We start from the raw sequence: 11,025 nt of genomic DNA on the forward strand, positions 1-11,025 counted from the left end.
TTGGGGAGCAGCCCGGATGATCGCCGCTACCGAGACCTTCGAGGGAACCTTCCCGTTCGCGCCGCACTACAGCTCGGCGCCCGGCTTCCGGATGCACTACGTCGACGAGGGCTCCGGCCCCGTCCTTCTGTGCCTGCACGGCGAGCCCACCTGGGGATACCTGTTCCGCCATCTCGTCAGTAGTTTCTCCGCCACCCATCGGGTCGTGGTTCCCGACCACATGGGCTTCGGGAAGAGCGAGACGCCGGCGGACCGGACCTACTGGCTGCAGGACCACATCGGCAACCTCGAGGCGCTGATCCTCGATCTCGATCTCCACGACATCACGCTTGTCCTGCACGATTTCGGCGGCCCCGTCGGCATGGGGCTGGCCGCCCGTCATCCGGATCGCATCGCCAGGGTCGTCGCCGTCAACGGCCCCACGCCGCTCGGCCAACCCGGGCTGGGCAAGGCGCTGGAGGACAACGGCCACGAATCGCCATGGTTCCGCTGGATCGCCCAGGCCGACCGGGACGGCACGCTGGAGAAGGTGCTGGGTGAGCTGAAGTACAACATCCTCAGCACTCTCAAGCTGAACGGGTTCGCCAACAACCAGATCATCTCCGATACCTGGATCGAGGCGTACGGCGCGCCGTTCCCGACCTCCGCGGAGAGCCGGGGAGCGATCGGGTGGGCGAAGGGGTTCGCGACCGGCGCACACGTCTTCGAAGCACCGACCGATGTGGCCCGCGCCAAGCTGGCCGGCGTTCCCGCCCTGGCGATCTGGGGTGGTGCCGACCGGACCCTGAACAGCAGGCACTTCCTTCCCCTCTTCACCTCGGCCTTCCCGCACGGGACCGTCACCGAGCTGCCGGGAGTCGGGCACTACAGCCTCGAGGACGCACCCGGCACGATCAACGAGCTCCTGAGAGCATTCCTCGAGGCGACCGACGTCACAGGAGCGACTCGATGGTGATCGGGAAGGATCTGACCCGTCTGCCGGTGGCGTGGTGGACGGCGTTGGCGATCGCGGCGGCCATGCCGACCATGCCGATCTCCCCCACCCCCTTGATGCCCAGCGGGTTGACGACCGGGTCGTCCACCTCCACGGTCTCCACGATCACGTCGGGGACGTCGGCGTTGACCGGCAGCAGGTAGTCGCCGAGGCTGGCGTTGGCCCAGCGCCCGTACCGCGGGTCCATGTGGCTGGCCTCCAGCAGCGCCTGCGACAGCCCCCAGAGCATGCCGCCCATGAGCTGGCTGCGCGCCGTCCGCTCGTTGAGCACCCGGCCGGGCGCGAAGACGCCCGCCATCCGGCGCACGCGGACAACGCCCAGGGCGGCGTCGACGGCCACCTCGGCGAACTGGGCGCCGAAGCTGTGCGTGGCGTAACGCTCGTCCACCGCGTGGTGGTAGGTGCCGAGGTACTCGGTCTCCGGGATGTAGTTGCGGCTCAGGAGCTGACCGTAGCTCTCCGCGCCGTTCGGACCGGTCATGACGCCGTCGGCCACGGTCACCGCCGCTGGGTCGGCGCCGTGCAGTGGCGAGGCCTCGTCCGCGACCGCCTGGGCGATGAGCTGCTCGCGCAGCCCGCTGACGGCGACATGGACGGCGTTGCCTCCCGCGGTGGCCCCGGCCGAGCCGACCGAGGCGGTCAGGAAGGGCAGGTCGGTGTCGCCGTACTCCACCCTGACCCGGTTCAGCGGCAGCCCGAGCCCCTCGGCGGCGATCTGGGTGAGGACGGTGGCGGCTCCGGTGCCGATGTCGGAGGCTGCGGTCTGGACGACCGCGGTCCCGTCGGCGTAGAAGCGGGCGCGGGCTCGCTGCGGGTTCATGACCGGGTAGACCGGGTAGACCGCGGTGGCCATGCCGGTGCCGACCAGCCAGTCACCGTCGCGCCGCACGCCCGGCCGCGGATCGCGCCCTGCCCAGCCGAACAGCTCCGCGCCGCGCAGGTAACACTCCTTCAGCCCCTTGCTCGACCACGGCCGCCCGCTGACCGGGTCCACGTCGGCGTGGTTGCGCAGCCGTAGCTCGATCGGGTCGAGCCCGGCCTTCTCCGCCAGCTCGTCCATGGCGGATTCGAGTACGGCCAGCCCCGCCGTCTCGCCCGGCCCGCGCATGAACGTGGGCGTCATGGTGTTGCCCTTGATCAGGTGGTAGACGGCCTCGAAATTGTCGCAGGCGTACACCTCACCTGAGCTGCCGAGCGCGGGCTCGGCCCAGTCGTCGTAGGCCGAGGTGATGGAAAGTTTGTGGTGGCGGATCGCGGTCAGCCTGCCGTCGGCCCCGGCGCCGAGCGTGATCGTCTGCTCGTTGTCCTCACGCAGCCCGCAGGAGCTGAACATCTGCTCGCGAGTGAGCACCAGCTTGACCGGCCTGCCCACGATCCTGGCCGCCATCGCGGCCAGCGTCGGGTGCGCCCAGATCATGGCCTTGGCGCCGAAGCTGCCGCCCACGAAGTGGGTGATCACCCTGATCCTGGAGGCGGGGATGCCGAGCAGGTGCGCGAGCGTCAGCTGGGTGGCGGTCGGCCCCTGGGTGGCGTCCCACAGCGTGAGCTGGTCGCCTTCCCAGGAGGCCACAGAGGCCGAAGGCTCGATGGGGTTGTGGTGGTTGGCGGCGAAGGTGAAGGTGCCCTCCACGGTGATCTCCGCCTGGGCCAGCCCGGCGTCGACGGCGCCGCGTCCCATCTGTCCCGGCGCGAGCCCGGCCAGGATGCGCTCGGGGATGTAGGCCTGGTCGCGGCCCTGGTCAAGCGTCGTGAGGGACGGCGATTCCGCATAAGTGACCTGTACCAGCTCGGCCCCGCGCGTGGCGGCGTCCAGCGTCTCACCGATCACGATCGCCACCGGCTGCCCGGCGTAGTGGACGATCGGATCCTGCATCGGGAAGAAGCTCTGCCCGTGCGCGAACGTCCCTGCCAGCGACAACACCAGCACCGGCTGGTTGGCGACCTCCGGGAGGTCTTCGTGCGTGAGTACGGCCAGCACCCCGGGCTCGCCCATGGCCTGGGAGTCGTCCACCGACACGACCCGGCCGGCGGCGATCTCCGAGCCCACGATGACCGCGTGCCGCATGCCGGGCAGCGTGATCTCCGCCGTGTACGTGGCGGCGCCGGTGACCTTGGCCCTGCCGTCCACCCGGGTGACGGGCGCTCCGATCAGCGAGGCGGTCATGACGCCGTCACCCGCTCCAGGGCGCGTACGATCGCGCGTCTGGCCAGTTCGATCTTGAAGGCGTTCTGGGGCCTGGCAACCGCCTGCGCCAGCTCGGCCGCCGCCGCTGCCTCGAAGGCGTCCCGGATCGCGGGCCCGCCGTTCAGCAGCCCCTCAGCGGTCCTCGCCCGCCACGGCCTGGTGGCGACGCCGCCCAGCGCCAGCCGTACCTCGGAGATCACCCCGTCGGCGACGGTGGCCGCAGCCGCGACCGAGACCAGCGCGAACTCGTACGACTGGCGGTCGCGCACCTTCAGATAGAGCGAACGGCGAGCCACCGGAGCGGCGGGCACCTCGATCGCGGTGATGAGCTCGCCGTGCTCGATCGGATGTTCCCGCTCCGGCGTGTCACCCGGCGGCAGGAAGAAGTCCTCCAGGGGCATCGTCCGCTCGCCCTCCCGCCCCCGCAGGTGGATGACGGCGTCCAGCGCCACCAGCGGCACCGCGACGTCGGAGGGGTGGGCGGCGAAGCAGTGCTCGCTCGTCCCGAGTACGGCGTGGCCGCGGTGGAAACCGCCCTCTGCGGCGCAGCCCGACCCGGGCTCGCGCTTGTTGCACGGCATGTCGGTCTCGCGGAAGTAGGCGCAGCGCACCCGTTGTATCATGTTGCCGCCCATCGAGGCCATGTTCCGCAGCTGCGCCGAGGCGCCCAGCTCCAGCGCCTGCGCGATCATCGGGAAGCGCTGGCGCACTCCCGGCGCGGAGGCCACGGTGCTCATCCTGGCCAGCGCCCCCAGCAGCAGGCCGCCGTCCGGCTGGTCCTCGATGGTGTTCAGGGGCAGTTCGTTGATGTCGACCAGCCGCCGCTCCTGAGCCACGCCGATGCGGAGCATGTCGACCTCGGTCGTGCCGCCCGCCAGGAACCGGCTGTCCGGGTCGATGCCTTCGGCGAGCGCCGCGTCCACGTCGGCGACTCGTACGTAACTAATGGCGTGCACCGTCGCGCACCTCCTTGATGGCCTGGCGGATGTGCGGGTAGGCGGCGCAGCGGCAGATGTTGCCGCTCATCCACTCGGCGATCTCGGTGTCGTCGCCCGCGTGCCCCTCCTCCAGCAGCTTGACCGCGGACATGATCTGGCCCGGCGTGCAGTATCCGCACTGCAGCGCGTCGCAGGCCAGGAAGGCGTCCTGCATCGGGTGGTCGTGCAGGCCCTCGATCGTGGTGACCGTACGGCCCTCGCAGGCGACCGCCAGCGTCAGGCAGGACAGCACCCGCCGGCCGTCCACCCAGACGGTGCACGCGCCGCAGGCGCCCTGGTTGCAGCCCTTCTTCGTGCCTGTCAGGTCGAGATGCTCGCGCAGGGCGTCCAGCAGGCTGACCCGCGGCTCGATCTCGAGCGTCAGCTCGGTTTCGTTGACCGACAGGGTCAGCTTCGCGGGCGCGGGGCCACGCTCGATCCTCGTCACCGTCATGGTGTGCCTATCACCGGCACCGCATCACGGTTACCCCTCCAGCCTGGCAAAAGGCGACCTAGACGGTGAAAACAGGTGCGAAGACCAGCAGGAACGACATGCGGGCAACGCTCCACACCAGAATCGGATTGGTTTGCGGTGCGCGCTAGCCGAGAATCGCCTCGATGTCATCGAGGGAGGCCTGCGCGTCGGCTAGGTGGGCCAGTTCGGTTTCCGGCAGCACCAGGGCACGCGCCTGGGCGAGGGCCTGTCTGGCCGCGACGGGGTCCTCGGCGCGGAGGGCGAGTTCGGCGCGGAAGGCCAGCGCCTGGAGCTTCTCCGGCGCCGTCGCGGTGTCCCTGTCGCGCTCCAGCGCCGCGTCCAGGATCTGGGCCGCGCGCAGGTGGTCGCCCTTGGAGTCGGCCATCACCACCGCCGCGTTCAGGGTCTTCGTGAGCTTGCCCCCGGCCGCCTGATCCTCCCGGGGAGAGGGTTTGGCGGCCATGATCCTGATCCAGTTCCCGCCCGGGTCGATGACGGCGAAGCCGGAATGGTTGTCGGCGTTCTTCCGCCTGCGTGGCCGCGTCATCCGGGGAATGCCCGAGACCAGCAGCTTGCCGTACACCCGCCGCATGCCCGCCGCGAACGCGTCGAACAGTTCCCCGGTGTCGGGCACGACGACCAGGCAGGTCCCGTAGGAGTCCTCAGGCTTGAAGCCGTCCGGCATGCCGAAGAAGCCCAGCCGCACGTCTTCGCGTTCGAGCGCCACGTACGGGTTGGGCCGCACCTGGTAGTAGGTCTGGGTGAAGCCCAGCATGGTGTAGAACTCGACGATCTCGTCGATGGACCTGCAGGGCAACAGCGGGACGGTGATCTCGTTGGCCATGGTTCCTCAGTCCTCTCCTGCCATGGTGAAGGCGCCCTCTTCCAGGCGCCGGATCAGTCGCTGGGTCCATAGCGCGCCGTTCTCCGCCGTGGTCAGCCACAGCGACAGGACCTCCCCGACCGGCCCCCAGGCGTCCAGGTCGGTGTCCTGGGGCACGTGCGCGGTGATGCTCGCGGTCCACTGGCGCATCGCACCGGCCCGCTCGCGCAGCAGCCGCAGCGCCTGCTCCCGCGGCAGGTCCTCGATCAGGCCGACGGCGGCGGCGAGCACGTCCAGGGCGGGTTCACGGTCGGTGAGGGCGCTGTGAAGAAGTGTGAAGTACTCCCGCTCCCCCTCGGCGGTCAGCTCGTACTCGATCCGCGGCGGGCCCCCGGCCTCTGACGGGACGGTCTCGTGCGCCACCAGCAGTCCTTGACGGGCCATGCTCTTCAGCGCGTGGTACACCGAGCCCGACGTGGCCGTGGACCACTCGTGCGCGCCCCACGACTCCAGGTCGGCGCGGACCTGGTAGCCGTGCGTCCTCCCGCGCCTGCGCAGCGCGCCCAGCACCAGCAGTCGTACCGGCTTCATCACACCTCCAGCTAACCAAATTTGGCTAGTTTGCCAAGAGGAGAGTACAGGGATCGCGCGTGCATTTGGTCACTGACGAAACCTGCCGACTGCCGCACCCTGAGGTCCCTGCGCTTCACACAAAGATTCACCCAAGAGGAGAAACATCATGCGGAACAAGCTCATATGCACGCTGGCCCTGACCGCCGCCGCGGCCATGACCACGGCAGCGCCCGCCGTCGCGAGCAGCACCGCCACCACGTGCCGCGTGGAGGTGAACTACGTCGACGCCTACGACACGGAGGAGAACGGCGGCGACGAGGTCAAGCTCAACCTCGCCGGGTACATGTACCCGAGCGGCAACCAGTACGTCGCCATGAGCAACGGCAGCACCGCCTACTCCGGTAACTTCGGCAACCCGACCACCACGATCGGCACCACAGGATCGGCCCTGTTCAGCCTGCGCGAAGTCACCCCGCCCGTCACCGGCCAGGGCGACGTGCTCGGCTCGGTCACGGCGCGCGGCTCCACGTGCGCCACGCTGGCCACCGGCCAGACCGCCACCATCTCCAAGCACATCTTCGGCACCGGCTACTGGTACTACCTCAGCCTCGTGATGACCGGCCTCTGACCCTGAGCGCCCGTTCTCTGGTAACCGGTGGCGGACGCGGCGTATGGTTCTGAACATGGTGTCCGACAGGCGGGTGCGCAGGACCCGGCAACTGCTCCGCTCCTCCCTCGTCAGCCTGATCCTGGAGCGGGGCTACGAGCGGCTCACCGTCCAGGACATCATCGACCGCGCCGACGTCGGCCGCTCGACGTTCTACGCGCACTACACCGACAAGGACGACCTCCTGCTGAGCGGCCTGGAGGAGCTCGCGTCGGCGTTCGAGGACCACATGGACCGCCACTTCGCCAGCCGCGGCGAGCCCAACCCGGTGCTGGCGATCTTCCAGCACGCCGAGCAGCAACGCGACCTGTACAAAGCGCTGGCGGGCAAGCGGGGCGCCGAGGTGATGCGGGCGGGGCTGCGCCGCAGGGTCGGCGAGGTCACCGCGCGGAGGGTGCACCACTTCCTGCCCGAGGACGGCGGGTCGGTCCCCACCCCGGTGGTGCTGGAGTTCCTGCTCAGCTCGATGTTCGGGTTGCTGACCTGGTGGCTGGACAACGACCTGCCGCACTCGCCCGAGCGGATGGCGGACATGTACATGCGGCTGGCCGTACCTGGCATCCAGAGCGTGTATCTGGCTGATTCACCGGATCTGTTCGGTAACGCACGGACGGCCGATTCTGTCGATTGACCCCGGATCTCCCAACGGAACAACGTGTTCAGTAACTGATTCGTTGTTTCGACAGGAGGCCCTGTGCCCGTCATCGATCTCCATGAGGTCACCAAGACCTACGACACCCCTTCAGGTCCGTTCACCGCGCTGCGGAAGGTGAGCCTCAGCACCGAGAAGGGCGAGTTCCTGGCCGTCGTCGGCCGGTCAGGCAGCGGCAAGTCCACGCTGATCAACATGATCACCGGCATCGACCGCCCGTCGACCGGCGAGGTGCGCGTGGCCGGGGCCGCCGTGCACGAGCTCGGCCAGCAGGCGCTGTCGATCTGGCGCGGCCGCAACGTCGGGGTCGTCTTCCAGTTCTTCCAGCTCCTGCCCACGCTGACGGTCGCGGAGAACGTCATGCTGCCCATGGACTTCTGCGACACCTACCCGCGCGCCGAACGCAGACCCCGGGCGCTGGCCCTGCTGGAACGCATGGGCATCGCCGAGCAGGCCGGCAAGCTGCCCGCCGCGCTGTCCGGCGGTCAGCAGCAGCGCGCCGCGATCGCCCGCGCGCTGGCCAACGACCCACCCCTGCTGGTCGCAGACGAGCCCACCGGCAACCTCGACTCCCACACCGCGGTCGAGGTGCTGGAGCTGTTCGCCGCCATCGCCGCCGGCGGCACGACCGTCGTCATGGTCACGCACGGCAGCGAGGCGCGGCCGTACATCACCTCCACGGTCGAGCTCACGGACGGCGCCCGTGTCTAGGTGGACGAAGGTGCGGCGCGACGTCGTGCTCGCCGCCGGGCGGATGACCATGATGGTCGCCGCCATCGCCGCGGGGGTGACCGGCGTCGGCGCGGTGCTGGCCGCCGACGGCATCCTGTCGCGCGAGATCAGCCGCAACTACCTGTCCACCACCCCCGCTTCTGCCACGCTGGAGCTGGACCGGGTCGACGACGCCCTGCTGGAGCAGGTACGGCGGCGCCCCGGCGTGCTCGACGCCGAGGCCAGGGCGAGCATCTCGGTGCGCATGCGCATCGGGCCCGACCGGTTCCGCCCGCTCCTGCTGTTCGTCGTCCCCGACTTCGACGCCATGCGCATGGCCACCTTCACCAGGGAGTCAGGCGCATGGCCGCCGCCGCAGGGCACGATGCTGATCGAGCGCGCCGCCCGCGAGATGGTCCCACGGGGCCCGGTGCAGGTCGTCGTCCCCGGCCGCGCGGCCCGGACCCTGACGGTCTCCGGCACCGTGCACGATCCAGCGCTGGCGCCCGCGTGGCAAGAGCGCGCCGGATACGGCTACATCACCCGGCAGACCTACGCCTGGCTCAGCGGCTCCGCCGTCCTGGACCAGCTCAAGATCCGTACGGCGACGCCGGCCGTCACCGCCCGCGAGGTGGCCTCCTGGCTCGCCGCCCAGGGGCGGCAGGTGCACGAGGTCCAGGTGCCGCCGACGGGCAGGCACCCGCACCAGACCCAGATGGAGTCGGTGATGCTGATGCTGCTCATCTTCGCCGGACTCGGCCTGGTCCTCGCCGCCGTCCTGGTCGCGACCGTGATCGGCGGGCTGCTCGCGCAGCAGGTGCGCCAGATCGGCGTGATGAAGGCGATCGGCGCCCGCACCCGCCAGGTGGCCGGGATGTACGCCGCGCAGGTGCTGCTCCTGGGCGTGGCCGCCACGGTGGCCGCCGTCCCGCTGAGCGCCTGGGCGGGCCGGGCGTACGCCGGAGTCGTGGCCGAGCTGCTCAACCTGGACCTGGCCAGTGCCGCGATCCCGCTGCGGGTGCCGCTCATCCAGATCGCGGCGGGCGTGCTGGTCCCGCTGCTGGTGGCCGCCGTCCCGATCCGCCGGGCGGCGCGCATCACCGTGCGCGAGGCGATCGGCGACTACGGCGTACGCCAGGAAACGGTCTCCGCCCGGCTGAAAGGGCTCAACCGCACCCTGCTGATGGCCCTGCGCAACGCGTTCCGGCGGCCGGGCCGCCTCGTGCTCACCCTCGGCCTGCTCGCTGCGGGCGGCGCGCTGTTCCTCACCGGCCTCAACGTGGCCGCCGGGTGGCAGCGCAACATCGACGAAGGGCTCGCCGCCCGCCACTACGACCTCGACGTCCGCCTGGTCACCGCCGACCCGGCGCTGGCAGAACGGCTCAGGCGGGTCCCCGGCGTGCGGCGGATCGAGGAATGGGGTTACGCCCCGACCAGCGCGAGCGACGTGGTCACCACCTACCCCGACGGCGGGCACGGCAGCTTCGCCCTGCGCGGGGTGCCCGAGGCCACCACCATGGTCGACTTCGCCGTCGAGTCTGGCCGCTGGCTGCGTCCCGGCGACACCGACGCCGTCGTGATCAACTCCCTGGCGCGGAACCCGCTGCCGGACACCGAGGTCGGCGACGCCCTGACCCTCAAGGTCGACGGCCGCGCCACCACCTGGCGCGTCGTCGGCACCGTCCGCGAGGTCGGCTCGCCCGCCGCCGCCTACGTCACCAGGTCAGCCTTCGAGCAGCGCGTCGGCCCGGCGCGCGACCTGCGCATCGCCACCAACGACGCGCCGGCCGTACAGCGGGCCCTCGCCGACTCCCCGGTGGAGGCCGCCACCGTGTCGACGGCCGAGCTGCGCGCCGCCGTCGACGGGCACATCTACGTGCTGATCACCGCGCTCATCGCGCTGGCTGTGCTGATGGCCCTCGTCGGGCTGCTCGGCCTGGCAGCGGCCACCGGCACCGGCGTCGTCGAACGCACCCGTGAGTTCGCCGTCATGCGGGCCATCGGCGCGACCCCGCGCACGGTGATCAACGTGGTGCTCGGCGAGACCGTCTTCATCGGGCTGCTCAGCTGGGTCCTGTCGGCCCTGCTCGCCGTACCCCTCAGCCTGGCCGTCGGCCGCGTCCTGGGCGACCTGGCCTTCAGGACCCCGCTCCCCCTCACGATCTCCCCGCTCGCCCTGGGCCTCTGGGCGCTGGCCGCCGTGGCGGGATCCGCCCTTGCCGGTACGGCTCCCGCCACCCGGGCTGCCCGCCTGACCGTCCGCGAAGCCCTCGCCTACGTCTGAGGAGCACCTTCATGCGCAAGATACTTCTGGCCATCCTGGTCATCGCCGTCCTGCTCGCCCTGGCTCATTTCCTCGACCTGGGCGGCCTGATCCGCGACCTGCACGGAGGAACGACCTAGCGGGCGGGCGCCTCCGTGTTCCACCAGGGGCCAGTCGATCTCCAGGCGTCCGGCCAGAGCCACATAGGCCCCGAAGATGTTCAGAGCCACATGCGCGATGACCTCCACGAGCTCACCCGACGACAGCTCCGCCGCGGCGGCCGCCAGCTCGGCGTCCGCGACCGCCCCCCGGGAGCGGATCAAGGCGTCGGCGAAGGCCAGTGCCGCCGCGTCCTTCGGGTCCTCGGCGGCACCGGCGCGGGCGAGTGCGGCCGCCTCGGGGGTGAGGCCGTCCGTCCTGGTGCCGGTGTAGGTGTGCATGGACAGGCAGTAGTCACACCCGTTCCGCTCGGCGGCCAGCAACGCGACCCGCGACCGCGTGGCAGGGGGAAGGCTGCTGTCGCGGAGCGCGCGGGAGAGCTCGAGGTAGCCGCGGAGCGCCGCGGGACTGTTCGCTATCGCCTTGACCACGTTCGGCGTGAGGCCGAGGACGCGGTGGGCCTTGGCGAGCAATCCTTCGGTGACTCCGGTCGCGGTCTCCGGCTCGACCAGGGGAAACACTGTCATCTGACAAGGCTTGCCGGTC

The 11,025-nt window shown here is 70.5% G+C and carries 11 protein-coding genes; 5 read left to right on the forward strand and 6 right to left on the reverse strand.

The genetic code is table 11. The annotated features are described in order from the left end of the window. The first annotated feature begins 16 nt into the window (after positions 1 to 16). Positions 17 to 955 (forward strand): alpha/beta fold hydrolase, encoded by a 939-nt coding sequence (locus ACIBG8_RS09935; protein WP_397342258.1) that lies wholly within the window; start codon positions 17 to 19, stop codon positions 953 to 955. Here the strand turns inward: ACIBG8_RS09935 and ACIBG8_RS09940 are convergent. From ACIBG8_RS09940 to ACIBG8_RS09960, 5 genes are all read right to left on the reverse strand, one after another. Further along, positions 933 to 3,158, reverse strand: a complete 2,226-nt coding sequence (locus ACIBG8_RS09940) for a xanthine dehydrogenase family protein molybdopterin-binding subunit (RefSeq protein ID WP_397342259.1) — start codon at positions 3,156 to 3,158, stop codon at positions 933 to 935. The two genes, ACIBG8_RS09935 and ACIBG8_RS09940, sit on opposite strands and share 23 nt — an antisense overlap. Further along, a complete protein-coding gene (locus tag ACIBG8_RS09945) occupies positions 3,155 to 4,135 on the reverse strand; it encodes an FAD binding domain-containing protein (protein WP_397342260.1) in 981 nt (326 codons plus the stop codon). Before ACIBG8_RS09945 ends, ACIBG8_RS09940 begins: the two co-directional genes overlap by 4 nt. After that, positions 4,122 to 4,610, reverse strand: coding sequence for a (2Fe-2S)-binding protein (locus tag ACIBG8_RS09950; protein WP_397342261.1), 489 nt, complete (start codon positions 4,608 to 4,610; stop codon positions 4,122 to 4,124). The genes ACIBG8_RS09945 and ACIBG8_RS09950 overlap by 14 nt, the downstream gene beginning before the upstream one ends. A 145-nt stretch (positions 4,611 to 4,755) precedes the next feature. Next, the gene (locus tag ACIBG8_RS09955) at positions 4,756 to 5,475 is read right to left on the reverse strand and encodes a VOC family protein (RefSeq protein WP_397342262.1); all 720 of its coding nucleotides are present in this window, start codon (positions 5,473 to 5,475) and stop codon (positions 4,756 to 4,758) included. A 6-nt stretch (positions 5,476 to 5,481) separates the two neighbouring features. Further along, positions 5,482 to 6,045 (reverse strand): PadR family transcriptional regulator, encoded by a 564-nt coding sequence (locus ACIBG8_RS09960; protein ID WP_397342263.1) that lies wholly within the window; start codon positions 6,043 to 6,045, stop codon positions 5,482 to 5,484. Positions 6,046 to 6,193: 148 nt separating this feature from the next. Between ACIBG8_RS09960 and ACIBG8_RS09965 the strand changes: the two genes are divergently transcribed. The 4 genes from ACIBG8_RS09965 (at position 6,194) to ACIBG8_RS09980 (ending at position 10,341) form a co-directional block, all read left to right on the forward strand. Next, positions 6,194 to 6,655 (forward strand): hypothetical protein, encoded by a 462-nt coding sequence (locus tag ACIBG8_RS09965; protein ID WP_397342264.1) that lies wholly within the window; start codon positions 6,194 to 6,196, stop codon positions 6,653 to 6,655. Between the two features lie 55 nt (positions 6,656 to 6,710). Then, a complete protein-coding gene (locus ACIBG8_RS09970) occupies positions 6,711 to 7,325 on the forward strand; it encodes a TetR/AcrR family transcriptional regulator (protein WP_397342265.1) in 615 nt (204 codons plus the stop codon). Positions 7,326 to 7,388: 63 nt separating this feature from the next. After that, positions 7,389 to 8,057: an ABC transporter ATP-binding protein gene (locus ACIBG8_RS09975; protein ID WP_397342266.1), complete on the forward strand. Its 669-nt coding sequence runs from the start codon at positions 7,389 to 7,391 to the stop codon at positions 8,055 to 8,057. Continuing rightward, on the forward strand, positions 8,050 to 10,341 hold the full coding sequence (locus ACIBG8_RS09980; RefSeq protein ID WP_397342267.1) for an FtsX-like permease family protein: 2,292 nt from the start codon (positions 8,050 to 8,052) through the stop codon (positions 10,339 to 10,341). Before ACIBG8_RS09975 ends, ACIBG8_RS09980 begins: the two co-directional genes overlap by 8 nt. Here the strand turns inward: ACIBG8_RS09980 and ACIBG8_RS09985 are convergent. Next, positions 10,332 to 11,006 carry a carboxymuconolactone decarboxylase family protein gene (locus ACIBG8_RS09985; RefSeq protein ID WP_397342268.1) on the reverse strand — a complete coding sequence of 225 codons (675 nt, stop codon included), beginning with the start codon at positions 11,004 to 11,006 and terminating at the stop codon, positions 10,332 to 10,334. The two genes, ACIBG8_RS09980 and ACIBG8_RS09985, sit on opposite strands and share 10 nt — an antisense overlap. Between the last annotated feature and the right edge of the window lie 19 nt (positions 11,007 to 11,025).

This window comes from Nonomuraea sp. NPDC050556, assembly GCF_044457355.1.
In the GTDB taxonomy this organism is placed as follows: domain Bacteria; phylum Actinomycetota; class Actinomycetes; order Streptosporangiales; family Streptosporangiaceae; genus Nonomuraea.

Excerpts from the sequence above, each read along its gene's own strand:
- ACIBG8_RS09935 (WP_397342258.1), top strand. The coding sequence starts at position 17 with ATGATCGCCGCTACCGAGACCTTCGAGGGAACCTTCCCGTTCGCGCCG.
- ACIBG8_RS09940 (WP_397342259.1), bottom strand. The coding sequence starts at position 3,158 with ATGACCGCCTCGCTGATCGGAGCGCCCGTCACCCGGGTGGACGGCAGG.
- ACIBG8_RS09950 (WP_397342261.1), bottom strand. The coding sequence starts at position 4,610 with ATGACGGTGACGAGGATCGAGCGTGGCCCCGCGCCCGCGAAGCTGACC.
- ACIBG8_RS09955 (WP_397342262.1), bottom strand. The coding sequence starts at position 5,475 with ATGGCCAACGAGATCACCGTCCCGCTGTTGCCCTGCAGGTCCATCGAC.
- ACIBG8_RS09960 (WP_397342263.1), bottom strand. The coding sequence starts at position 6,045 with ATGAAGCCGGTACGACTGCTGGTGCTGGGCGCGCTGCGCAGGCGCGGG.
- ACIBG8_RS09965 (WP_397342264.1), top strand. The coding sequence starts at position 6,194 with ATGCGGAACAAGCTCATATGCACGCTGGCCCTGACCGCCGCCGCGGCC.
- ACIBG8_RS09970 (WP_397342265.1), top strand. The coding sequence starts at position 6,711 with ATGGTGTCCGACAGGCGGGTGCGCAGGACCCGGCAACTGCTCCGCTCC.
- ACIBG8_RS09985 (WP_397342268.1), bottom strand. The coding sequence starts at position 11,006 with ATGACAGTGTTTCCCCTGGTCGAGCCGGAGACCGCGACCGGAGTCACC.